This window comes from Kordiimonas sp. SCSIO 12603 (assembly GCF_024398035.1).
In the GTDB taxonomy this organism is placed as follows: Bacteria; Pseudomonadota; Alphaproteobacteria; order Sphingomonadales; family Kordiimonadaceae; genus Kordiimonas.
Genome location: NZ_CP073748.1, coordinates 2082508 through 2106425 on the forward strand (window position 1 = coordinate 2082508; position 23918 = coordinate 2106425).

Consider the following 23918-nt stretch of genomic DNA (forward strand, 5'->3'; position numbering starts at 1 on the left):
ACTTACCGAATTATTCGTATGGATTAGCTTCATCATTGCTGAATAACGAGCAATGACAAATGTAAAAATTAGTGTGTGAGTATAATGGAACAAACTCTAGAGATTTTTAACAGGTTGGTGGGTGAACTATTGGCCGATGAAGCCAAGAACCCAATGGCAGAACATATTCCGTCAGCTTTGTTATATGAACATCTCGATCTTAAATTACAGAAAGAAGGGATCAGTTCTGCGGAGCTTGAGAAATCTCTGAAAGAGCTTGTTTTTGCGACACCTCGTACAGCTACGAACGCCTTTTTTAATCAGCTTTTTGGTGGGCGTCAGGATAAAGCAATCCTTGGGGATCTGCTCTCTGTTATCCTCAATAATAGCATGTATACCTATAAGGCCGCGGGCCCTCAGATTGGCGTAGAGAAAACCATCGTGCGGGAAATGTGCAAGATGGTTGGCTGGGGCGATGCATCAGACGGTACGCTGGCTCCTGGTGGTTCCATGACCAACTTTATGGGCATGGTGATGGCGCGTGATGCTTTCAGTGAAAAAATCCGATATGAGGGCATGCAGCAGAAGTTGACAGTTTATACCTCTGCGGACAGCCACTATAGCATCCCTAAAAATGCAGCTTTCTCTGGCATTGGCCGCAAGAATGTTCGTGAAATTAAAACCGATGATAAAGGGCGGATGGATATGGCCGCTCTCCGGAAAGCTATTCAGGATGATATTGAGGCGGGTTGCCAGCCGGTGTTGATCAACTGTACGGCAGGAACAACGGTTCTTGGTTCATATGATAATCTGGTTGAAGCCGGGGCAATTGCAAAAGAGTTTGATATTTGGCTACATGTTGACGGCGCCTATGGTGGGGCTGTTCTGTTCAGCGATAAATATAGACACTTGATTGAAGGTATTGAGGGTGTTGATTCATTCTCAGTGAATGCGCACAAAATGCTTGGCACGCCGCTCAGTTGTTCGCTGATTTTGGTGAAGGATAAGAAGCATCTTTATGATTCCTTTTCTAATGACGCATCATACCTATACCAAACCGATCATGATGAATTTAATCTGGGTAAAAAATCTATCCAGTGTGGACGCCGGAATGATGCGCTGAAGTTTTGGGTGCTTTGGAAGAGCGTTGGTACAAACGGTTTGGCACAAATCGTTGATAAGCAATTTGAACTGGCAGAGGCTGCAAAACAATATATCAGTGAAAACCCGGATTACGTTGATTACAGCGTGGATGATACGGTTTCTGTATGCTTCAATTATAAAGGCATACCAGCAGAAGATATCTGTACGCTGCTGTATGAAAAATCAGAATTATCAGTAGGTTATGGTTCCTCTGAGGGTAATACTTTCATTCGTCTTGTTACTATCAATGCAAACAATGAAAAAGAAGACATCATGAACTTCTTTAAAACGATTGAAGCCTTTGTTGAAAAGCACAGCCTCGCGCCCAAGCAAGCTGTAAACTACTAAGGATTATAGGCGGCCCTGAGGGCCGCTTATCCAAGCTCTTTTGCGAGTGTCTGCAACGAGGCAAGGCTGCGCCGGGCACGGTCAATTAAAATGCCTAATGCGATGATAAAACCACTGATATACACGAGTGCGAACACATAGAGGCTTATGGAGGCTTCGTATTCTTCCAAGGTTGGTGTGCTCAGTATGAATTGGTTAAACATTAACCCAGCCACAAATAGGACAGCAGCAGCACATACGAAAACACCGCTCCAGGCCCAGCGGTACCTGCGTTCTGCGATAGTTAGTGCTCGTGCAAGTTCTGCTTTAACAGCTCCTGTAGCCACACTGTGTTCAACAAGTCTGGCCCATAAGCTGAAACCCAGCGCGGTAAGTGAAAAAGCAGTTACGCTCAGGCCAACAAAAAGGCTGCCTTTGATGATGGCTAAATAGAGGCCAAAGCCAAAACCTGCCAATGAAATCATGGTTTCAAGTGCGAATACCCAATATTGAGCCCACAGGGAAAGTCTAACATCTTTACCGGTTATGGTTTCGTCTGAGGTTTCGTTCGTTTGCCATAACTGAGCAATATCATCAAAATTGTTGGTATCATTTTCAGTCATTTGCGAGTGCCTTTAGATCATGGCGCAACATTTGTTTCGCGCGAGTTAGTCTGATGGATACTGTATTGGCGTTTTCGCCAAGTACGTCAGCTATCTCTCTCGGGGCAAAACCTTCGAGGGTGAGAGTGATAACCTGCCTTAGGTTGATTGGGAGCTGATGAACGGCTGCCATAAGTAAGGTTAGCCTGTTTCCTGCCACAGCTTCTTCAAGCGGACTGGGTTGATCGGAAGGAAAGCCGGGATCAATCTCCACGCTCGTAGGGCTGGAGGCTTCCTTAGCTACATGGCTAAGGCCCCGGTTATGGGCGATACGAGCCAAAAAAGTACTTAGCTTGGAATCTGACCTGAATTTAGGAAGAGCACGCCAGACGGCTGTCAGTACTTCCTGATGTAATTCCTGCTGCAAATCCGGGTTACGTTCATAGCTACAGGAAATTCGCCATAAAAGGCCCCCATGCTCTTGAACTACCTCTTCAAATTTAACCGCTTCTTTCACGTTTTCAGCCCTGTGACCTTGTTCCGACACATTATTAGTCTGCTGAAGAAAAAAATCCTTTCAAATGAAAGAAACTTTTTTTCGGGCTGACTGTTTTGGGCAGACACGAAGGAGTTAGTCATGAAGTATAAAGCTATAATTTTTACCGTGAAAATATGCGTATGCCTATTATCTTTTGCAGTGCGATCAACCGCCATGGATGAACCTGCTCGGAAAGCGAAAGACGATGTGCTTGTTATCACCAACGCGCACGTCATCGTTGGGGATGCCAGCGATGTGAAGCAAAATCAGGCTGTTACCATTAGTGCAGGGCGTATACTTAAAATTCAGAGCATGCGGAATTTTGTCAGAACGAATACAGAGGCAAAAATTCTTGATGCGCAGGGTGGGTATCTTATCCCAGGGTTGATCGATACCCATGTTCATACAGCTGTGGGGCCTGTTGCGTTAAAGATAGAAGAGGGCATTCCGGTACCGTCCCAGGCACCGTCTCATGCGATTGCAGATTATACGATGGCTTCGCTCTTGAAATACGGTGTGACGGCTGCTCGCGATCCTGGTGGTAAAACTGAAATTACAGTGGCTACAAAGCTTAAGCAGCAAGCTGGAGAAATTTCTGGACCAATGTTGCAGGTTGCTGGCGAGGTAATTGACACAACGGTTTTCGAAAATCTGACAACTGCTGTTAAAGATCTTCAGACCATGAAGGATGAAGTTAACCGCCAGGCAGACGCGGGTGTTGACTGGATTAAGTTATATAACACATTGCCCGAAGAGATGCTTGGCGCAGGTATTGAAGCAGCCCATGCTCGAAACCTGAAGGTAACTGGTCATTTGCAGGCGACAACATGGACAGATGCTGCGGAACTGGGCATCGATTCCATCGTTCATATTATTCCTGCTTCAGCTGAGCTTCTTCCTGCAGCTAAGCGCGATGAGTATCATGATGCATCAATGAAAACCACGTCGATCCTGAAATGGTTTGAGCTTGCCGATTTTAACTCGCCAGCTATCAAACAGATGATTGATACCTTAAAGCAGAACAACGTTTCTATCGATCCTACACTCGTGTTTTTCCATGCGATGACATACGGAAACGATGATCGCTACATCAAAAATCCGGCGCTTGTAGATGCTGGAACAGAACTGGTTGATAACTGGACCAATTTCTTCAACGCAAACCTTGGCTGGACTTCAGAGGATTTTGACTATGCAAAAAGCGTTTGGCCGCGGGTGCAAGAATTTACAAAACTGCTTTTTGATAGAGGTGTAACGCTAACTGCAGGAACAGATGCGAATAACCCTTGGGTTGTTCCGGGTGAGAGTTTGCATACGGAACTGGAACTGTTAGTGGCAGCGGGTATCAAGCCGCGTGATGCTATTACAATTGCCACCAAAAATGGCGCAGCCCTACTTGGCTTGAGCGATCAAATCGGCACTGTTGAGGCAGGTAAAAGAGCTGATTTGGTACTTTTGAAAGACAATCCATACGCGGATATCAGGGCGACGAGGGGCATTTTGTGGGTGATGCAAAATGGTCACCTGGCAGGCCAATAATCAAGCCAAAAACTATCCGAAAATTCAAACGTTAACTTAACCGCCCGTAGAGCCAGATTTACTCGAAAGAGTGTTCGCCATGGGCATTGTGAACCCAAAAAAGAAGAGACGAATTATGCTTAAGAAGAAAATTATCCTTATCGCGGCAGCTGTTGTAACAGGTATTATGTGGTGCGCTATGATTGCCGGATTACTGTTAGATTTAGATGATCAAACTGTCATCTATTTGGTTACAGCGACAGCGATTGTAACAGAGATTGGCTTTTGGATAGCGGCATCTGTTTTCGGTGTTGCAGTGTTTCAGGCACGCCGGAAAGTATTAGCAGCATTTATGAGGCCTTTTCGTTCGGCGCAATAATGCTATCTGACTATTGAAGCACAGGAGCTTAAGGCCTTCTGACGTCCGCAGGAATAGTATTTCCCGCGGGCGTTTGTTGTGATGTTTATTAAGAATGTCAGAGCGAACTTGTTATTTTCATCGAAATACTAACTGCAAGCTTGATGAAAATAACAATCTCTATGATTAATAACCCTGAGATGCCATTAATACTGGTGTTATACATAGGATATTATCCAAAAGCAGAACTTTTCACTGAGTTCAATAAGATACAGTTCCATCATATATACATATCAGGCTCATAAACTGACATTTGGCTAACGCCACATATCAGCCACCTAACCAGCTTGACCATTCGCTCACAAGGGGCTCAAGTCTTCATGAGTTTATTTTATTTGCTTATAGATGTACCACTGATACGAGGGTAATCTTCAGCAGTTACCATTCTTCTGACATCTAAGACTACAAACTCGTCTGCTGCGGCTTCATAACTCATTAAAATAGTTTCGCCGAAGCTTCTTCGCTCAATCATCTTGGATACAAAACTCTCCTCAATGCTGCCTTCGTTTAGGGCAATGATGAATGCTGTAATTCTATCGATAGCTTTTTGTGCGTCGTCAGTATTCATCTCTTCTTCAAAAAGAAATTTGATTACACCAAGATTGTGAGTTTGGAAAAATAGTGATAATCCGAGGCTATATTGCTTGTCGGATGAAATTTTTTTCTTAGACCCTGAACTGGCTATTTTTTTAATTTTGTATTTGTATGCTTCACTAAATAAATACTTAAGGCCCTTCTTTAGGAGCTGGTAATGGTCTTTGCCCATCTCTTTCAAGAAAGATTCAAAATATGGTTTTGTAATATATAGAACTATAGCGGTGGGTATAAACCACTCGGTTGTTGCAAACATTTCGGCATGTTCACGACGTTTCTTTTCTAAGCTTAACCCTTTATTGTTTATGATATCTGCAAAATTTGATGCCGTGCTTTGTTCAATAATAGATGAGGTTTCAATTAAAATATGAGGAAGAGTACGTTCGGTGGGCTTCGGTGTCATAATTGTATCTATAATTTTGTTAATATATGGATTTTTATAGAACGTATTATACAGCTTATCGGAGTGTATTGTTATTAATAATATTAAAGCAGGTGTTATTTAATATTGCCAGTTAGAACTATGAAACTCACACAAAAATTCTTAATAAAATAAATTATATATTAATATCATATATTTAAATATGTATCGATCAGGCTTACAACCTGAAGCGCTTTGCCCTTCTTTTATTCACCCGGCCCACACGCCTTCGGAGATAAATTATCCGGCCCAAATGAACTGATTGCTTTTCGTATCTGGGGTTATATGAATATATAGGTTATTTCGTAAGCAGTTTGATCAGACCAGTGATATCAGAAGAAGTTGTTCTACCATTTGTCAAGCATGCACGAAGAACAGGACGGCTTTCGAATTGAGCGACCGAAACCCAGTATTGTCCACTTTCTTGTACTCGGGAAACATATTGTTGCACAGCACCTGAGCCTTCAGGGGGAGTCATGCAAGCCACACCCATCTGGGAATCGTTTTCTCTAGTCCAACCACAAGCTATTAGGCCAGCAGTCAATTCGTTGATTAATTGAATTGAATGGTTAACGTGATCTGAATATCCTGCCCAACCTGCGGCTCCTAGTGATAAAAACAATCTTAGACCAACGAAGCGTCGAGACCATTGCGCACTATTTACGTAAAAATCGTTTTGTGCGTCACTTTCTGGCATATAACTCGCCTTCACTCGAAAGACTTCGGCTAAAACATTAGGTCTGGATGTAAAGAACATGCCAGCCCCCATCGTTGTGGCAAACCATTTGTGGGCGTCGATCGTAACGGAAGTTGCTTTTTCTATTCCCGCCAAAATATGCCGATTTTCTTTGCAGGCAATGATTGCGCCGCCCCATGCTGCATCAACATGAAACCAAACATCATACTGGTTGGCTATTTCTGCGCACTCAGGTAACGGGTCGACCATACCAGCATTTGTGGTACCAGCTGTAGCGGCGATCATTGTAGGAACATGTCCTGCGGCAATATCAGATTTGATTTCTCGTTCCAACGCCGCTGTATCCATGCGACCAGCACCATCGGTAGATATTAACCGAACAGATTGTCTTCCTATTCCAGCCGTATGTGCAATTTTAAACCATGCAAGGTGACTTTCGGCAGACGCGTAGATGATTGGACGGCCAGAAAACGCACCCACACCTTTCTCGCCATATTCAGGGCATTTAGCCGTTAAGGCGCTTAGTACGGAAGTAGAATTTGCTTCTGCTCCACCACTAGTAAAGTGACCGTCAGCCCCATCAGGTAGTCCAATTCTCTTTGTTAACTGCCTAATTACATGTTGTTCAATTTCTACAGCTTTAGGCGCATGTGACCAAACGCAAATTTGAGGATTAAAAGCAGAAACAATTCGGTCAGCGCATTCGGAGGGAAACGTTGGTGCAGGATTAAACAAACCTAGATAACCAGGATGCGTCATTTGAACAATGCCATCATCGAGAGATGAAAGCACCCAATCCATTAATTCATCGAGGCTTGTTGCTTGGTCGAAAGTAAAGTCTGCAAGAATTGACCGCCATGTTTCAGATGGATTATTAGGCGTGGCAGAGCGGCCCCTAGGTGCAGATCTTAGTTTCTGTAATTTCTTTGTTAGCTGATTTTCCACTACATCCATATTCTCAAAACTCGGAAATAATGCTGTATTATTCGTCATGTTTCTGATCTCTATACCCTGATTATGTTATCCAAATTGCCGTGTATGCGATGCGCTAGACATTATTACCAGAAAACGCAGCTAGCACTTATTTTGTGAATTAGGGGTCCGTTAATGGCGAGATGGTGACCTTTAAACTTACACCTGTTCACTTTAAATCCCGTATTTGTCGGTGAGCAGATGATATCGCTACCACATGTCTATCAGCTTTTAACTGTTATCTAGTGAAATTGGGTGCGCGTAAGGATTAGTATCATTAGAGGTACGTATAACTATGATACACCACGTTTGTGTTTACGAGCCGAATATTTTTACTTGACTCAATGGTAAGTTGTTGCTTACCGTAAGTCATGGCTTACCAAGAAATATTCACAGCACTGGCTGACCCAACCCGTCGGCATATTTTTGAAACACTTCGCAGTGAACCGAAAACTGTCAGTGAACTGGCTAAATTACAGCCGGTAAGCAGGCCTGCGGTTTCCCAGCATTTAAAGGTGCTGCAACAAGCAAACCTAGTGGATGTGGAAGCCAGAGGTACAAAACGTCTTTATTCCATTAACCGGGCAGGGCTCAAGGAGCTGAGAGAGTATCTGGATAGCTTCTGGAATGATGCCTTAAGCGCCTATCAGGCCGAAATAGAACGCCGGATGAAAACCAATTAGGAGACTTTTATGTTCGATCCTATCGTTAAGCGTATTGAAGTTCCGTGTAGCCAAGAAAAAGCATTTAATATTTTTGTAGGTGAAATGATAACTTGGTGGCCTGTTGACCGTTTCACTACCTCTGCCATGAGCGGGAAAAAAGTAGAAGATATCCGAGTGGAAGCGAAGGAAGGTGGTACAATCACCGAGGTAAGTTCAGACGGCAGTGAAACTCATTGGGGCCGTATAAAAACCTATGATCCGTTTGGCTAGGTCGCTATGGATTTTCATATCCCAAACCCGAAAGATATACGCGATGAAGCAAGCCTGGTGGAAGTAACTTTCACAGTTCTTGATGCTCAGCGCACGATGGTAGAGCTTAAGCAGAGCAATTGGGAGGCGTTTGGTGATAAAGAGCGCGCCGAGGGTATCTGGGGTGGTTACAATTTTGGTTGGGGCCTTATCTTCGAGCAAGGTTATAAAGCCGCATGTGAGAGCTGATCAGTTTCCATCTTTATGATGAGCGCAGATAAGCTCAAGCTCTGTGCTTAGTAGAGGTTCACCAGTCAGTGTGCAGATACCGCCCTTTGGGCCAGTTTTGAAATAGCGGCATGAAGGGCAGGTACCAAAGCTTTTGTTCTCATTCAGCTTTTGAAACTGTTTGAGAAGAGTTTGAAGGCTCTCATTAATCTCTAATTGCTGATCTGCTGGCAGGGCAGCATTCAGTGATGACCATAAGGTTTGTTGTTCTTTTTTGATAGAAATGCCTTTATCTGTAAGGCGCAGATGAGATTTCCGTTTATCATCAGGATCGGTGATTTTCTCAAGTAAACCTTTATCCTGCAGTTTATCAACTGATTTGGAAACTGTGCCTCTGGTTTGCCCCAGATATTCACACAGCATCAAAAATGTGTCGCTGTAACGATTACAGCGCCCAAGATAGCTGATGATCTGCATATGAATGTGCTGCAGACCATGCGCATTGGCGATGGGTTTATCTGCCATCTTAAGCTTTAACGCTAAAGCTTCGAGAAAATTTTCCAGCCGTTTTTCATTCATACCAAGGGCTTAGCGAGGCTGTGACACTTTGTCAATAAGTTTCGATACGAAACTATATTGACATTTGTGATGTAGTGACAATATTAGTTTTGTATCGAAACTAAATTATGGATAATGATCATGGCAACTCGTTTTATCACCCCTACCATCCACGGTTTTCTGGATTATGCAGCCGCCCTTGGGCTGATTATTCTGCCGTTCGTATTTTCACTTGCTGATGTGTCACCACTTGTTCACTGGTTTTCAGTGGTAACGGGTGTTGGCCTTATCGCCTATAGCCTGCTGACAGACTATAAGTTCAGTATGAAAGGCCTGTTTTCCTATAAAATGCATTTAATATTTGATGCCCTTGCTAGTGCGGCTTTCATCTTGCTGGCGTTCCTGCATGAAGGAACAATTTTTACCATGGGGTATTGCCTGTTTATGGCGAGTGGGGTGCTTGCGGTGATCGCTCTGTCTGGTGATGAAGAGCAGGTTGTTGCAGCACAATAAGCTAACCAGGGCTAATTAATGAAAGGCAGCCTTTCGTGGCTGCTTTTTCCTTGGGGTTGTCTAGCGGCGCTTTGTTTTCACCGTGCCTGCATTTAATGCCTTAGCGAAACTTCCTATAGTTTTATTGCCCGCTAATTGGGAATGCTCAATTACCCGTGAAGAGATTATATTTCTCCTTAATAAATATTGATATGATATAACATATTATGTATTAAAGAAGCTTATTTAAAAGGGGGATAGTATATGCGGTATGTTCTAGGCGGCCTTGTGGCTGCCATTAGTGCTTTTGTAATTATGGCGCTCATTGTTGCAAATGCAGTTTTTGGCTGGACACGAACAGCTATTGCGCCAAGCGGTGATGCGCAAGCATTTGTTAGCGCAGCTTCTGAATATATGAACATGGAGAACCGGGGCAATGCTGTCATGATGCTTCTGGAAGACGGAGCAATAGTCGGTGAATATTCCGTGGCAAAGGGCGAAAAGGTTGACCGTCATACTCATTTTCAGCTCGCATCGCTCAGTAAGTGGGTTTCTGCTTGGGGGGTGATGACGTTGGTGGAGGCAGGGAAGCTTGATCTAGATGCTCCTGTGGCACGGTATTTGAGCCGGTGGTCTTTGCCTTCGAGTGATTTTGATCATGATAAAGTCACTATTCGTCGCCTGTTGAGCCACACGGCAGGTTTAACCGACGGACTGGGGTATTCAGGCTTCAGTGCAGATGAAGCTATACAGTCACTTGAGGAGTCTTTGACGCAGGCAAGGGATAAACCAGACTATACGGACGGCAGGGTGCGCGTAGGTATTGAGCCGGGAACTGTGTATAATTACTCAGGAGGTGGTTTCACGCTGTTACAGCTCGTAATTGAGGAGGTGAGTGGGCAATCCTTCAACAGTTATATGCGGGAGAAAGTACTTATTCCCTTGGGGATGGAGCGCTCAACATATGTGTTGAGTGAGGATAATGATAATCTCGCGCAGTTCTTTGATGAAAATGGCCAGATTGCCCCTCATTATCGTTATACAGCTTTGGCAGCTGCCTCGTTATATGCACCAGCATTGGATATTGTCCGCTTTCTTCAGGCACATGCGGTAGGCCCTAACGGGGAACCTGTGGGCAGAAACATACTATCGCCAGAAACGCTGGAAATAATGCGCATGCCTATGGGGTACAGCTTTGGGTTTGAAGTATATGGTGTCGGAGTTGGACTGTACGGAACAGATAAGGCAGGTGAATATATTATTGGCCACGATGGCAGCAATCGTCCAGCAATTGGCACGACAGCCAGAATAAACCCATCGACGGGAGATGGGATTATCATACTAGCGACGGGACATAGGAATTTAGCCACTAAAATAGCCGGTGAATGGGGTGTATGGAAAACCGGAAAACCGGATATTGGTCTTATTTTTAATGAGATACTTGGGACTATAAAGTTAGCACTTGTTATAGGGCTTATCGTCTTTATCTCTATATTAATCTTGTGGTTAAGACGACCTGTAAAGAAAGTTTCTGGTTGAAATGATGGTATTGCCAAGGCTTGAGCGTGGTGGCGAGTAAGCCTTGGTGTTCTGCAAGCAATATCAAACAAAAAGTAAGTCGGTTTAGCTATAACTTCTTTAATAGGGCGCCAAGTTGTTGTTTTTCTTCTGCTGTAAGCGAAGATAATTCGCTATGCGCCAGGTTAAACCGATCTACAGCAACTGTTTCGGCCAGTGTAACACCATCAGCTGTCAGGCATGCTAAGTGCACTCTTTTATCTGCTGTGTCTTGAATGCGAGCAATTAAACCTTTTCGCTCTAGCCTGTCGAGTGCAGTTGTCATCGCGCCCGATGTTAATATCACCGAACGGCAAAGCTCGGTGGGCGTTAAGCGGTAAGGCTTGCCGCTCCGCCTAAGTGTAGCGATGATATCGAAATCTGTGTATTTCAGGTCGTACTTTTTAAGCGTGCGATTGGCATCGGCTTCAAAGCGGTTCCCCAGATGAAGTATCCTTCCAACCACTTGCATCGCAGATGTATCCAGCTCAGGGCATTCAGTTTTCCACTGGCTACATAGTTCATCAATCGCATCATTAGTTGGCTTGGTCATACTACATACTTTGTTTGTTATTCATCATTTGGTTGTAATTTATCTTGACATCAAAGTAAATACCTTTACATCAAGATATGTGCATTAGACACAATAAATAATAATATTTGCGAGGATTTATAATGATACAAAGCGCTTACGTGGGCGTTCAGAGGTCTGTGGTCTTTGCCGCTGTACTCTTTATGGCTGCACTATCAGCAGTTTCACATGCTGAAGATGATGTAACACGCAACCTTACTGAGTTGATGGAAGTGAGCCATGAACGTGGACTCTACAATGGTAATATTCTGATCACTAAGGGTGATGAGATACTGTTTGAGAAATCTTATGGGTATTTTAGTGGCGACAAAACCCGGATGCTGGATAGCCAGTCCGTTTTCAGTATAGGCTCAATTGCCAAAGAATTTAATGCAGTGGCTATCATGATGCTGGTGGAAGAGGGTAAAATCAGCCTCGAGGACCCGGTATCAAAATATTTCCCGGATCTGCCTGCGTGGGCGACACTTGTGAAAGTGAAGCATCTTCTTAACTACACAAGCGGACTACCGCGTGTGAAATGGGGCGAGATTAAAAACCACGGTGATGCTTTTGATGATTTGAAAGAGCTTGAAAAACTGCCATTCGCGCCGGGGGAGGGCTATCTCTATACTAATAACAATGTATTCCTTCAGCGGATGATCATTGAAAAGGTCACAGGGCAATCGTTTACGGCCTTTGCAACAGATAATATTCTTAAACCACTGGGCATGACAGGGGCGCTTGTTGACCCTGCTCCCGGTGAAGGGCCTGTTACGGCTTCATTCAGTAGCGAATTTGTAAATGATGCACACTCGCATCCTCCAATCGAAGGCTGGGTGTTTGTAACCGCTGCAGATATGGTGAAATGGTTTAAGGCACTGCATTCTCGGCAGTTGATAACTAAAGAGTCTATGAAGACTGTGTTTGCGTCTTTTTCACCACAGCAGCGCGGCGCAATGGGGGAAGGCAGATACGGTTCTGACGGTGACGTTACCTATCACAGGCATCACGGTTCTCACTCGAACTATGAAGCGCTCGTTACCTACAGAAAAACAGATGATATCTCTATTGTTTTGCTGACAAACAGCAAAAGCCGGAAAATTGGTGACGTTACAATCGCTGTTGAAAATATCCTGGATGGGAAAGCTTATCGTTCCCCTAAAAAATCATTCAGTACAGTAATTGTGGATGAATGCGGGAAAGGCGCGACAGCGTGCCTTGCGGCATACGAGAAGCTGAAAGCAAGTGATCCTGATCTCTATGATTTTGATAATGAATTTGCATTAAATAATGTTGGTTACCATTTCCTTAGCAACGGGGATACCGAAGGTGCGATCCTCATTTTTGAAAAGCTGGTGAGCGAATTCCCGAAAGCAGCCAATCCCTATGATAGTTTGGGTGAAGCCTATGCCAAGGCAAAGCGGTTTGATCTGGCACTTAAGAGCTATCAACGTGCTTTTGAACTAAACCCTGAAAACACGCATGCGGAAGCCATGATTGAGAAAATCAAAGGCTGGATAGAGGGTAACTAGAGATAGCTGTGCACTTTCGAGTGCACTTACCAACAAAGCTACTTCTAACTATAAAGCGACACGAAGATGAAATACCTATTTTCTGTTTTGTTACTGCTTGTGTCAGTAACGCTTGGGGGCTGTCAAAGCCACACTTCCATAGCTTCCTATATGGATGAACTCGCCGCCGAAGGTGAGTTTAACGGCAATATTCTCGTCATTAAAAACGGTGAAGCGCTTTATGAAAATTCTTTCGGTTTTGCGGATGCTTCTAAAACCGAACAGCTCACCAGAGAACACCGTTTTGGTTTAGGGTCGATATACAAAGAATTCCCCGCAGTTGCCATCATGCAGCTACAGGAAAAGGGGCTGCTGAGTGTGGATGATAAGATCGATACCTACTTGAAAGACCTTCCAGTCTGGGCATCAAAAATCTCAATCAGAAACTTACTGCAATATACAAGCGGCCTGCCGAAAGTGGCATGGGAGAAGTATCTAGAAAGAGGTGAGATAATAACGGATGCAAAAATTCAACAGGACCTCTTCAATGTTGAAGAATTGAACTTTGTGCCTAGTGAAGATTATTTATACACTAACTATAGCCCTATGCTGCTGGCTCAAATTGTTGAAGTAATTACAGGCCAAACATTCAACGATTATGTATTCCAAAATCTGTTTCTTCCGTATTCCATAAACAATGCTACAACACATACGGTAATACCGTTTGTGGATAGGCATTTAATGGCTATTCCGTTTGATAAGGCCTTCAAGGAAGATGCTTGGAAGCTGGAAATTTCAGGGGCATTATTTTATTTCACCGCGCGTGATCTGTATCAATGGGTAGACCAGCTTCATGCCTATAAAATCATCAGTGCAGAATCCTTTAAGCTGCTATCCGAAGAAGCAGACTTCTTCGGTAATATTCAAGCGCCTTTGGGGTCGGTTAAGTGGGGCGATGGGAATGTCGTTGAACATACCCACCACGGTGAAAACGGCAATTTTGAAAGCGTTATGCGAAGATATTACAGTGGTGATGATGAGCTCACTATCATCGTATTCTCCAACCAGAAACGTCAAAACATGTTCGAAATTTCAGATGAAATTAAGAGCATTGTGAAGTTCGATTAGAGAATGTAGAACACCCGGTTTAGCCGGGTGTTTTTTTGGGTGTGGCCGCTTAAAGCAAGCTTACCAAGGCGTCTTTCAGTTTTACGGCTAAAGCTTCATTTGAAAGCGCGCCGGTTTCCATATCAAAATTGTCATAGAAACTTGGGATAGACAGGCTGGCTTTCACATCACCTGCAAAATGAGGTGCGGATGTTTCAGCTACTGCAAGTACATTGCGTGCACCGCCCGCACCGGGCGATGTGGCCAACAGTACCATCGGCTTACCCTGAAATACCTTTGGGTCAATCCTTGAAGCCCAGTCAAACAGGTTTTTGTAAGCTGCCGTGTAGGAACCATTATGTTCCGCGAAAGAAATGATCACTGCATCCGCCGCGCCGATTTTATCGAAAAAGGCCTGAGCTAGTTCAGGTTTTCCGAGCTGGTTTTCGCGGTCGATGCTGAAAAGCGGTAGCTCATAATCATTAATATCCAGAATTTCTGTTGTGATATCAGATTGAGCGGTGGCTAGCACTTCCGCTGCATATGTTACCAGTTGTTTGTTAATGGATTGGCTGCTGTTTGTTGCTGCAAATGCTAGAATATTCATGGGGTATCTCCTGTCGCGGTATTACTGTTTCAGGCTTTCAAGGCCTGTGTATTCAATGAACTCAATAACATTGTCATCAGGGTCCCTCACAAAGAAGGATAAGCCTGTTGAAACCCGGTGTGGCTCACCGCTAAGCGGAATACCAAGATCCGATAACTGGCTGAGCACAGCACCTGCATCTGTCACCTCAAGCGCAACATGGGTATAGCCTGTATATTTTTGTGGGCCTTCCATCAGGATATTGTTCTTGCTGCCCTGATTGGCGTTCAGAATGAAATTGATATTAATGCCTGATGGATGCTCCATAATGGCTACAGGTTCAGGCCCGATGGGGCCTGCAATAAATTCAAAGCCTAGTTTGCTGTAAAAGCTTCTCGCTTTTTCAAGATCACTAACCCTAAGGCCAATGTGGTTCACTCTGGTTAATTCTTTCATCTTACGCATCCTCAATCTGCTGTTCGTGTCTGTTGATTAAGAATGTATGTGGTTTCGTTTTTGTTGTGTAGTTCGAATAACGAACTATATTGTTCTATAAATAGAACGTTTGATATGATGAAAGCCTGATGATGAATTTAAATGATATGGTGCTGTTCGCGAAGGTGGCAGAATGCAAAGGTATTTCATCGGCGGCAAAGGTAATGAATATTCCCAAATCAAGGGTAAGTCGCAGAATTGCGACCCTTGAAGAAGCCCTCGGCACTCGACTTCTGGAACGCACAACCCGCGCCATTGAGCTAACAGAAATGGGCACCATCTTCCTTCCGCACTGTAAACGCATTGCTGAAGAAGCAGAAAGCGCACTTGAATCCATCAACCGCCTACAGGAAGCCCCAAGGGGTGTGCTTCGGGTAAGTGCCTCTGTCGGCACAGGGCAGTATCTTATCGCGCCTTATCTCGGTGAATTTATGGCTGAATACCCTGAAGTGAATGTTGAGCTTGATCTCACCAACAGGCGGGTGGATTTAATCACCGAAGGTTATGATCTGGTTATCAGGGTGGGGGAGCTTGAAGACAGTACGTTGATGAGCAAGAAACTCGGGAATGCCAGGGCAGTTATGTGTGCCTCGCCTGATTATTTGAAGGAACATGGTAATCCTACCTCGATCCGCAAACTCGGTGAGCATAAGAAAATTGTTATGAGCAGCAGCAACAATACTACCGAATGGGTGCTGGAAAGCACCAGCGGTGAACTTCAGGCTATTGATGTAAAACCAGCAGGCAGTGTGAATGATTTCACGTCGCTCAGAAGTGTGGCAGAGCAGGGCGGCGGCATCGCCCTTATGCCTGAATATGTGATTGCAGATGCTCTTCAGGCCAAGCGCCTTGTGCGAGTTTTACCAGATTGGCGCAGCAAGTTGATTTCATATTATATCTTATACCCAAGCAGGAAAGGCCTAACCAAAAAAGCGGAAGCTTGGATCAGCTTTTTTACCAAACGTATCAATGCTGCCGCATGATAAAAAGCCGCTCTCTGGCATTTGCGGAAAACGGCTTCATAGCTGATTTAGTATGAGTGCGGCTTATTTCGCTAGTGCGAGCACTTCTTCGAACGATAGGCCGCTCAGTTTGTCTTTGAGCTTATCGTAAACAACCTCTGTTGTATCTTTGCCGGTCGCGAGGCCTGCAGCAGCGCCCGCAAGGCTGCCCACATCGCTCATCTCCGCTTTCGCAAGGGATTTAAGCGCATCTGTAAGCTGGGCTTGCTGCTCATCACTGAGAGAAGCCTTCATATTTGCCACAGATGATTTAAAGCTCTCTAGGCTGCTTGTATCAAGCTTCAGCGTTTCAGCGGCCTTCTCAGCCACATCCTTGGCTACTTCCTTCACTGTGTCCATCGCAGCAGATTTTTCAGCCGGTGCTTCAGCAGCAGGTTTTTCTGCGGCTTTTTCTGCTGTGTTGCTGTTTGAGCTGTCACCACAGCCAGAAAGCATCAGGCCAATGGTTGTTGCGGATAGAATAAGAGCATGTTTCATAACATTTCCCCCTCTGAATTGGTTACGCAAGCACACTATACCAAAAGTTTGATTTTTTTGTGGCGTTAAATGAAAAAAGGCGCTCGGTTGAGCGCCTTTCTTGTTTTTTATGCTTAGTGAAAGCTGCTTATTCAGCGGCTTTTGCCATATAGTTCGGTAGCCAACCTTCATGTGCGGCGGTTAGCTCGCTCATTGCAATGCTTACGCCGCCGCTTACTGAAAGTGTATCACCGCCTGTTGTACCGATGACAGCCACAGGGATGCCTGCATCCTTGGCTTCCTTACGGATGGTTTCAGCAGTATCAGCATCAGCCGCCACAAGATAGCGGGCCTGACTTTCACTGAAGAGGCTGGTGTGAAGCGGTAGATCGCTTTCAAGCGTTACATCAGCACCCATGCCGCCAGAGATTGCCATATCAGCAAGCGCCGCGATAAGGCCGCCGTCTGAAAGATCATGGCAGGTGCTTACCTGACCATTTTCAATCAGTGCACGTACGAAATCACCGTTTCTGCGTTCGATATCCAGATCAACGAATGGAGGTGCGCCCGCATCTTCACCAAGGATTTGTTTCTGGTAAAGGCTTGCACCTAGCTCATCTTTAGTTTCACCAATAAGAACAATAGCTTCGCCCGCATTTTTAAATGCGATTGTTGCCATTTTTTCATTGTCTTTCATCACGCCCACACCGCCGATTGCAGGGGTTGGCATAATGCCGGAACCGTTGGTTTCGTTATAAAGCGATACGTTACCGGATACGATTGGGTAATCAAGCGCACGGCAAGCTTCGCCCATGCCTTCAAGACAGCCCACAAACTGGCCCATAATCTCTGGGCGTTCAGGGTTACCGAAGTTCAGGCAGTTTGTGATCGCGAGCGGTGTTGCACCCACAGCGGTAATATTACGCCATGTCTCAGCAACAGCCTGACGGCCACCTTGCTGCGGATCAGCATAGCAGTAACGCGGGGTAACATCGGTAGAGATCGCCAGCGCTTTCTCCGTGCCGTGCACACGTACAACAGCTGCATCACCACCCGGGCGCTGGATAGTATCACCCATTACCATGTGGTCATACTGTTCCCAGATCCAACGGCGGGAACAAAGGTTTGGGCCACCAATCAGGTCAAGCACAGCTTTATTCAGATCTTGGGGAGCCGCTACATCAGCCGCATCGCGCTTATCTGTATAAACATAAGGGCGTTCATATTCTGGTGCATCTTCAACGAGGCTGTTGATTGGCATATCACCAACAACTTCACCGCCGAACTTCAGGGTAAGCTTGCCAGTGTCGGTAATTTCACCGATTACAGCGAAATCAAGCTCCCACTTCTCGAAGATAGCTTTTGCCATCTCCTCGCGGCCCGGCTTCAATACCATAAGCATGCGCTCCTGGCTTTCGCTTAGGCACATTTCATATGGTGTCATGTTCGCTTCGCGCTGCGGTACGTTATCGAGGTTCAGTTCAAACCCAACACCGCCCTTGGATGCCATTTCAACGCTTGAGGACGTGAGGCCAGCGGCACCCATATCCTGAATAGCGATGATCGCATCTGTTGCCATTAGCTCAAGGCAGGCTTCGATAAGAAGTTTTTCAGTGAACGGATCACCGACCTGAACGGTTGGGCGCTTTTCTTCGCTGTCTTCTGTGAATTCAGCAGATGCCATAGTTGCACCGTGGATACCGTCGCGGCCAGTTTTAGACCCCACATAAACAACAGGGTTACCAACGCCCGCTGCTGCACAGTAAAAGATTTTATCTGTATCAGCGAGGCCCACTGTCATAGCGTTTACAAGGATGTTGCCGTTATAGGAAGCATCAAAATTGGTTTCGCCACCTACAGTTGGGACACCCACACAGTTACCGTAGCCGCCAATACCTTCAACAACACCAGATACAAGGTGGCGTGTTTTCGGGTGATCAGGTTCACCAAAACGTAGCGCGTTCATGTTGGCGACAGGGCGTGCACCCATGGTGAATACATCGCGGAGGATACCGCCAACACCCGTTGCGGCGCCTTGATATGGTTCAATATAAGATGGGTGGTTGTGGCTTTCCATTTTGAAAATAGCCGCCTGACCATCACCAATATCGATTACACCTGCGTTCTCGCCCGGGCCCTGGATAACCCAAGGGGCTTTCGTAGGCAGCTTTTTCAGGTGAAAGCGTGATGATTTATAAGAACAGTGCTCTGACCACATAACCGAATAGATACCAAGCTCGGTATAATTCGGTTCACGGCCCATCGCAGATACGATGCGTGCATATTCTTCTTCGTTCAGCCCGTGCTCTTTAACGATTTCAGGCGTGATTTTAATGTCATTCACATTTGTCATGTCACTAATCCTTACCCGAGACGGCTCATTACAGATTCAAACATCACACGACCGTCCGAACCGCCAAGGGCTGGTTCGATCATCCGTTCCGGGTGCGGCATCATGCCAAGCACATTGCCTTTGGCGTTCATTACACCTGCAATGCGGCGCTGAGCACCGTTGATGTCGTCTGCATAGCGGAATGCCACTTGGCCTTCACCTTCAAGGCGGTCAAGCGTATCGGCATCTGCGAAATAGTTACCGTCATGGTGAGCAACCGGGATCGTGATCTCTGCGCCTTCATCATATCCATTTGTGAAGAGGCTATCAGTATTTTCCACTTTCAGCTTCACATCCTTACACACGAAATGCAGGTTTGCGTTACGCATCAAGGCACCCGGCAGTAGGCCAGTTTCCGTAAGGATCTGGAAACCGTTACACACACCAAAAGTTGGTACACCATCTTCCGCGCGCTTGATCACTTCTTTCATGATGTGTGAGCGTGCAGACATAGCGCCACAGCGCAGATAGTCGCCATAAGAAAAACCGCCGGGCAGGGCAATGAAATCGACCTTGTCGAAATCATAATCCTGGTGCCAGACCATAAGTGGCTTTTGCCCTGTAATTTTCTCAAGGGCAACAGCCATATCCCGGTCACAGTTTGAACCCGGGAATACAATGACTGCGGATTTCATATGCGCTACTCCAGCTCGATGCTGTAGTTTTCAATCACAGTGTTCGCAAGCAGCTTGCGGCACATTGCGTCTACTTCTTCTTGAGCTTTGGCGCGATCAGTTGCCTGAAGGTCAAGCTCGATATATTTGCCTTGGCGTGCTGCATCAACACCGCCGAAGCCCATGTTACCGAGAGCGTGCTCAATCGCCTTACCTTGTGGGTCCAGAACACCGTTTTTAAGAGTTACAAAGATACGGGCTTTCATTGGCCTTAGCCTTCCTTCTTGTGATCAGCAATTTCTGTAACATCCGCGTTTGGCAGAATACCAAGGCGGCGGGCAACTTCCTGATAAGCTTCCATTTCACCACCTAGATCGCGGCGGAAACGGTCTTTATCCAGTTTTTCACCGGTTTTCATGTCCCACAGGCGGCAACCATCCGGGCTGATTTCGTCCGCCAGAACAGTGATAACGTCTTCACCGTCTTCAAGGCGGCCAAACTCAAGCTTGAAATCAACAAGCGTGATGCCGATGGCAGAAAAAAGCCCTGAGAGGAAATCATTCACTCTAAGGGCATAATAAGACATTTCTTCCAGTTCGTGTTCCTCGGCCCAGCCAAAGGTAAGAACGTGTTCTTCGGCAATGAGCGGGTCTCCAAGTTCGTCGGATTTATAGCAGTATTCGACGATTGGGTTCGGAAGTTTGGTGCCTTCCTCAATACCGAGCCGCTTAGACATGCTACCAGCGGCGATATTGCGGACAATTATCTCAACCGGGATAATTTCCACCTTCTTTACCAGCTGCTCACGCATATTCAGGCGTTCGATAAAGTGAGTTGGGATGCCAATATCGCTGAGCGCTTTAAAGATGTGCTCTGAAATAATGTTGTTCACCACGCCTTTGCCTGCAAGGGTTCCCTTTTTCTCGGCATTATACGCAGTGGCATCGTCTTTGAAGTATTGAACAATAGTTCCTGGCTCCGGCCCTTCAAACAGAATTTTGGCCTTGCCTTCATAAATTGTATTGCGGCGGGACATGTGCTCTTTCTCGTCGCTAGGGTTTGTAGTGGTGCGCACTACATAACCGAACATTGAGCCTGCGACAATCTTTCTGTAACATTTATTGTGAACATTTCATAACATACGGAAATTACGCAAAGAAATTTCCTGTACCTGTTGAAAGACTATGCTAAATTTATTATGTCCAAAATAGGAATCGGACGAGAGGAAAAACAACTAATGACAACGTTTGACAACCGCGAAAAAGCCTTCGAAGACAAATTTGCTCATGATGAAGGGATTGATTTCAAGGTACGTGCACGCCGTAACCGCCTATTTGGCGAATGGCTGGCTACGGAACTTCTGGGCCTTTCTGGTGATGCGGTAGGGGAATATGCAGGTTCCGTTGTTACTGCCGATCTTGAAGAAGAGGGCGATGATGATGTGCTCCGTAAGGTTCATGCTGATCTGGAGGCGAAGAATGTTGATCTTTCTGATCACCGCCTTGAGAAGCGCCTTGAAGAGTTTATGGCTGTTGCCCGTGAGCAAATCGCAAGCGAAGCGTAAATTAAATACAGAGACAGTATAGTAAAATGTAAAGGGAAGCTTTTGCTTCCCTTTTTTAATTGTACGTTAAGTTGTTTATAGTTAAGTTCTTCTAACCATAAGGTTGTATAAGGGTTGTTAAGTGTTGTCCGGGGTAAAGCTCATATTGATTATACTGCTGACCATCTGTGTCGGAGCGGTAAAGGGCGAAGAGGTATTGAAGGTTGGCTTGCTGACCGAAGACCGCCCTCCATTCTATATGGCATCTAGCGAAAAAGGTTCTCTTGAAGGTATTTATATTGACCTGCTAAATGAAGCCTTTGCTGGTACGAACGTTCGCCTTGAATTTCACCGTTTGCCGCAAACTCGCCTTCGTCTCATGATGGAAGAGGGGGGCCTGGATGTTGAGCCGGGGATCGATATGCGCTGGAGGCAGCGACCTCAGGAGGTTCTTGGGTCTGTTTATAGTGAACCTTTCATGGAAGATGCAGAGGTTCTTTTATTTGCGAAAGACGCTTACAGGGAAGATTATAATAAAATCTATATGCGTAAGCTGAGGTTTTGTGGTGTTCGAGGATATGAAATCCCTGATGCGTTGAAAGATTATCTTCCTAGTGAGTATGACAGCGCTAGCCAATTGTATGTTCTCAATGAAGTGCAGGCACTGCGGATGCTTGAGATGTCGCGGTGTGACTATACATACATTTCAAAGCTACTATACCGATTTTTGAATATCTGGAATGCTTATGAAATTGAAGTACATCCACATGCGCTTCAGCATTTCCAACTGCGTTTTCGGTTAAATAGAAAGCATGAAAAACTGCTTGAGCGAATTAACATGAATTTGGCACATATGCAGCAATCTGGTGAATTGCAGCGCATTATGAAGCGTTACGAATAATCTAATTCGGAAGCCTGTCTTATGAAACAGGCCCTAGTTGTTTAGAAAGCTGAAACTAAACGGCTTTTCTTTGGTTCATTCTGTAACCGATAAAGCCAAGGGCCAGAAGAAGTATCAGGAGAGTTCCTGGTTCTGGGGTAGCAACAATATTTACAGTAGTTGTGTCGTTGCTTGTTAAATGTTGGTTTGAGCTAACATTAAGTATAGTACCGTTTGGCAGTGCAATTGTACCAACACCTGTTATGTTTGAACGCAGGATACGTACAGATAATTTAATTGTATAGACGCCGACTGTTGGAAACACAGTACCAAGACCTGTTGGGACTGTAAGCTGAAGGCCGTCTGCTACAGCGCCATCGAAATTACTATTATTGAAATCTCTGAACCGGGCATAACGAACGCCGTTAATATCCCATCTTACGCGGAAAGCTGCATAACTGGCGAGGTCACAGAGTGAAAAACCATTCACAGTGGTCCCACAAGCATCGAGAAGTAAATTATTCCCGATAGTGGTTGGGGTATAAAGGCCAACATCAGTTGTGAGAATGGGAAATGTAGCTTGCGATGGTGTGCTGACAAGCAAGGAGCAACCTATTGCCGCTAAACATACTTTAACTGTTTTTATAAAGTTTTTCATCATTCATGCGCCTTTCAGGCGACCCCATATCTATATGGACTATATCCTGTTTCGCCTGAGAAATAAAGAAAATGCAGCTGTTTTGGTAAATCTGACTTGAGGCCGTAAATAAAAACAGCGCCCAAGCCGGAGCGCCGTTTGTAAATTATATTATGCTAACGTTTTCCGTCTTCGTCTCATGGCTATGAGCAGCGCCGGAATAAGAATAAGGGCAGTCTCTGGTTCTGGAACTGGTGCGGTAACTGATAAGCTAGCCTGCGCAAAGCTTGTGTTCCGGTATCCGTTAGTTGTGTATCCTGAAGTGGAACACCCAGTACCGGGGGGGCCATAATGAACGCCGCCAATGTTTACGCCTGGATCACACCATGCTCGAGCAACATTTCCGTCAGGCAGCAGGACATCATTCCAAAACTCTGGAGTGTGAATTAGAAGGCCGATAGTATAGTTACCAACTTGAGAAATAAGAGTGCCAGCTCCTGTTGAAAATGTGGGTGTAAGACCATGTACAGCATTTGAGCCAGTATATTCAGCAAGTGTTGATGTCACGCCATTCTGGCTAATTGACCACGTGAATTCAAAATTCTCCAGTGCTGTGTTGGACAGAGTACAAAAGCCATAAGAAGGCTGAGAATTTGGTGTGTGAGTGGCTCTGTGAAGAGTGGAGCCGCAGGCATCAACTGTAAGATCTTCACCAAGCGCAATGGGAGAGTAATTGTCTTGTTGCGCCAAAACATCGAAATAAAAATTGAAAGTTGCTTTGGCTTCTACTGAAATGCCGAGAGCAGAAACCAGCACACCGCAAGCTACTAAGGCTGTTTTTAACATGATGACCCCATCAACTACTTAAATGACTAACGCGTATTTTAAGTTTAGTTATTCATACATATATTTAATAAATATATAATGAGATAAAATTAAAAATGCAAATAATGAACTAGATAACTGTATTTAAATGGAAATTCATTTCATGGGTGGGCTGAGAAGGTTGTATTGATATTTGCCCGGAAACCTTGGTGAAAGCTCTAAAGGGGCGTAAAATTAGAATAAATACCGCCCATATGTCCGTGTCAGCACTATCTTTGGCTTGAATTATCTGTAAGATATTGTTTTAAATCTTAATTAAATATT

Annotated in this window: 28 protein-coding genes; 13 read left to right on the plus strand and 15 right to left on the minus strand. The window is 45.1% G+C overall.

Annotation, left to right across the window (positions count from 1 at the left end):
- Positions 1–84: 84 nt before the first annotated feature.
- A complete protein-coding gene (locus KFE96_RS09585; protein ID WP_255832399.1) occupies positions 85–1470 on the plus strand; it encodes a pyridoxal-dependent decarboxylase in 1386 nt (461 codons plus the stop codon).
- A 26-nt stretch (positions 1471–1496) separates the two neighbouring features.
- Here KFE96_RS09585 and KFE96_RS09590 read toward each other — a convergent pair whose 3' ends face one another.
- Together KFE96_RS09590 and KFE96_RS09595 are read right to left on the minus strand one after the other, a co-directional pair.
- Positions 1497–2072, minus strand: coding sequence for a hypothetical protein (locus KFE96_RS09590; protein ID WP_255832400.1), 576 nt, complete (start codon positions 2070–2072; stop codon positions 1497–1499).
- Complete coding sequence (locus tag KFE96_RS09595; RefSeq protein ID WP_255832401.1) at positions 2065–2598, minus strand: RNA polymerase sigma factor; 534 nt, start codon at positions 2596–2598, stop codon at positions 2065–2067. Before KFE96_RS09595 ends, KFE96_RS09590 begins: the two co-directional genes overlap by 8 nt.
- A 90-nt stretch (positions 2599–2688) precedes the next feature.
- Here KFE96_RS09595 and KFE96_RS09600 point away from each other — a divergent pair, with 90 nt between their 5' ends.
- Together KFE96_RS09600 and KFE96_RS09605 are read left to right on the plus strand one after the other, a co-directional pair.
- On the plus strand, positions 2689–4125 hold the full coding sequence (locus KFE96_RS09600) for an amidohydrolase family protein (protein ID WP_255832402.1): 1437 nt from the start codon (positions 2689–2691) through the stop codon (positions 4123–4125).
- Positions 4126–4240: 115 nt separating this feature from the next.
- Entirely contained in the window at positions 4241–4483 is a 243-nt protein-coding gene (locus tag KFE96_RS09605; RefSeq protein ID WP_255832403.1) for a hypothetical protein, read from the plus strand.
- Between the two features lie 370 nt (positions 4484–4853).
- Here the strand turns inward: KFE96_RS09605 and KFE96_RS09610 are convergent, their stop codons facing one another.
- Positions 4854–5519, minus strand: coding sequence for a hypothetical protein (locus KFE96_RS09610; protein WP_255832404.1), 666 nt, complete (start codon positions 5517–5519; stop codon positions 4854–4856).
- Between the two features lie 316 nt (positions 5520–5835).
- Positions 5836–7227, minus strand: coding sequence for an aminotransferase class V-fold PLP-dependent enzyme (locus KFE96_RS09615; RefSeq protein WP_255832405.1), 1392 nt, complete (start codon positions 7225–7227; stop codon positions 5836–5838).
- 350 nt (positions 7228–7577) lie between these two features.
- Between KFE96_RS09615 and KFE96_RS09620 the strand changes: the two genes are divergently transcribed.
- From KFE96_RS09620 to KFE96_RS09630, 3 genes are read left to right on the plus strand one after another with little or no spacing between them, the layout of a single operon-like run.
- Positions 7578–7889 (plus strand): helix-turn-helix transcriptional regulator, encoded by a 312-nt coding sequence (locus KFE96_RS09620; RefSeq protein WP_255832406.1) that lies wholly within the window; start codon positions 7578–7580, stop codon positions 7887–7889.
- A gap of 9 nt (positions 7890–7898) precedes the next feature.
- Positions 7899–8141, plus strand: coding sequence for a hypothetical protein (locus tag KFE96_RS09625; RefSeq protein ID WP_255832407.1), 243 nt, complete (start codon positions 7899–7901; stop codon positions 8139–8141).
- Positions 8142–8147: 6 nt separating this feature from the next.
- Positions 8148–8369: a hypothetical protein gene (locus tag KFE96_RS09630; protein ID WP_255832408.1), complete on the plus strand. Its 222-nt coding sequence runs from the start codon at positions 8148–8150 to the stop codon at positions 8367–8369.
- On the opposite strand, the gene KFE96_RS09635 is transcribed toward KFE96_RS09630, so the two are convergent.
- A complete protein-coding gene (locus tag KFE96_RS09635; RefSeq protein WP_255832409.1) occupies positions 8370–8927 on the minus strand; it encodes a MarR family winged helix-turn-helix transcriptional regulator in 558 nt (185 codons plus the stop codon). It abuts the gene before it with no gap.
- Between the two features lie 120 nt (positions 8928–9047).
- Between KFE96_RS09635 and KFE96_RS09640 the strand changes: the two genes are divergently transcribed.
- Both KFE96_RS09640 and KFE96_RS09645 read left to right on the plus strand, forming a co-directional pair.
- Complete coding sequence (locus KFE96_RS09640; RefSeq protein ID WP_255832410.1) at positions 9048–9419, plus strand: hypothetical protein; 372 nt, start codon at positions 9048–9050, stop codon at positions 9417–9419.
- A gap of 243 nt (positions 9420–9662) precedes the next feature.
- Positions 9663–10937, plus strand: a complete 1275-nt coding sequence (locus KFE96_RS09645) for a serine hydrolase (RefSeq protein ID WP_255832411.1) — start codon at positions 9663–9665, stop codon at positions 10935–10937.
- An 88-nt stretch (positions 10938–11025) separates the two neighbouring features.
- Here the strand turns inward: KFE96_RS09645 and KFE96_RS09650 are convergent, their stop codons facing one another.
- A complete protein-coding gene (locus KFE96_RS09650; protein WP_255832412.1) occupies positions 11026–11508 on the minus strand; it encodes a MarR family winged helix-turn-helix transcriptional regulator in 483 nt (160 codons plus the stop codon).
- A 122-nt stretch (positions 11509–11630) separates the two neighbouring features.
- On the opposite strand from KFE96_RS09650, the gene KFE96_RS09655 reads away from it, so the two are divergent.
- The gene (locus tag KFE96_RS09655; RefSeq protein WP_255832413.1) at positions 11631–13058 is read left to right on the plus strand and encodes a beta-lactamase family protein; all 1428 of its coding nucleotides are present in this window, start codon (positions 11631–11633) and stop codon (positions 13056–13058) included.
- 66 nt (positions 13059–13124) lie between these two features.
- A complete protein-coding gene (locus KFE96_RS09660; RefSeq protein ID WP_255832414.1) occupies positions 13125–14165 on the plus strand; it encodes a serine hydrolase in 1041 nt (346 codons plus the stop codon).
- 49 nt (positions 14166–14214) lie between these two features.
- On the opposite strand, the gene KFE96_RS09665 is transcribed toward KFE96_RS09660, so the two are convergent.
- Both KFE96_RS09665 and KFE96_RS09670 read right to left on the minus strand, forming a co-directional pair.
- The gene (locus KFE96_RS09665; protein WP_255832415.1) at positions 14215–14751 is read right to left on the minus strand and encodes an NADPH-dependent FMN reductase; all 537 of its coding nucleotides are present in this window, start codon (positions 14749–14751) and stop codon (positions 14215–14217) included.
- A 21-nt stretch (positions 14752–14772) separates the two neighbouring features.
- The gene (locus KFE96_RS09670) at positions 14773–15186 is read right to left on the minus strand and encodes a VOC family protein (RefSeq protein ID WP_255832416.1); all 414 of its coding nucleotides are present in this window, start codon (positions 15184–15186) and stop codon (positions 14773–14775) included.
- A gap of 128 nt (positions 15187–15314) precedes the next feature.
- Here KFE96_RS09670 and KFE96_RS09675 point away from each other — a divergent pair, with 128 nt between their 5' ends.
- The gene (locus tag KFE96_RS09675) at positions 15315–16208 is read left to right on the plus strand and encodes a LysR family transcriptional regulator (RefSeq protein WP_255832417.1); all 894 of its coding nucleotides are present in this window, start codon (positions 15315–15317) and stop codon (positions 16206–16208) included.
- 63 nt (positions 16209–16271) lie between these two features.
- Here the strand turns inward: KFE96_RS09675 and KFE96_RS09680 are convergent, their stop codons facing one another.
- The 5 genes from KFE96_RS09680 to purC form a co-directional block, all read right to left on the minus strand.
- A complete protein-coding gene (locus tag KFE96_RS09680) occupies positions 16272–16724 on the minus strand; it encodes a hypothetical protein (protein ID WP_255832418.1) in 453 nt (150 codons plus the stop codon).
- A gap of 127 nt (positions 16725–16851) precedes the next feature.
- Positions 16852–19056, minus strand: a complete 2205-nt coding sequence (gene purL / locus KFE96_RS09685; protein WP_255832419.1) for a phosphoribosylformylglycinamidine synthase subunit PurL — start codon at positions 19054–19056, stop codon at positions 16852–16854.
- 11 nt (positions 19057–19067) lie between these two features.
- Entirely contained in the window at positions 19068–19730 is a 663-nt protein-coding gene (purQ, locus tag KFE96_RS09690) for a phosphoribosylformylglycinamidine synthase subunit PurQ (protein ID WP_255832420.1), read from the minus strand.
- A gap of 5 nt (positions 19731–19735) precedes the next feature.
- The gene (gene purS, locus KFE96_RS09695; RefSeq protein WP_247018457.1) at positions 19736–19975 is read right to left on the minus strand and encodes a phosphoribosylformylglycinamidine synthase subunit PurS; all 240 of its coding nucleotides are present in this window, start codon (positions 19973–19975) and stop codon (positions 19736–19738) included.
- Positions 19976–19980: 5 nt separating this feature from the next.
- Complete coding sequence (gene purC, locus KFE96_RS09700; protein WP_343264878.1) at positions 19981–20745, minus strand: phosphoribosylaminoimidazolesuccinocarboxamide synthase; 765 nt, start codon at positions 20743–20745, stop codon at positions 19981–19983.
- A gap of 201 nt (positions 20746–20946) precedes the next feature.
- On the opposite strand from purC, the gene KFE96_RS09705 reads away from it, so the two are divergent.
- Both KFE96_RS09705 and KFE96_RS09710 read left to right on the plus strand, forming a co-directional pair.
- Positions 20947–21273, plus strand: a complete 327-nt coding sequence (locus KFE96_RS09705) for a DUF1476 domain-containing protein (RefSeq protein ID WP_247018461.1) — start codon at positions 20947–20949, stop codon at positions 21271–21273.
- A 145-nt stretch (positions 21274–21418) separates the two neighbouring features.
- A complete protein-coding gene (locus KFE96_RS09710) occupies positions 21419–22153 on the plus strand; it encodes an ABC transporter substrate-binding protein (protein ID WP_255832422.1) in 735 nt (244 codons plus the stop codon).
- Positions 22154–22208: 55 nt separating this feature from the next.
- Here KFE96_RS09710 and KFE96_RS09715 read toward each other — a convergent pair whose 3' ends face one another.
- Both KFE96_RS09715 and KFE96_RS09720 read right to left on the minus strand, forming a co-directional pair.
- Entirely contained in the window at positions 22209–22793 is a 585-nt protein-coding gene (locus KFE96_RS09715) for a PEP-CTERM sorting domain-containing protein (RefSeq protein ID WP_255832423.1), read from the minus strand.
- Positions 22794–22940: 147 nt separating this feature from the next.
- Positions 22941–23615, minus strand: coding sequence for a hypothetical protein (locus tag KFE96_RS09720; protein WP_255832424.1), 675 nt, complete (start codon positions 23613–23615; stop codon positions 22941–22943).
- Positions 23616–23918: the final 303 nt, after the last annotated feature.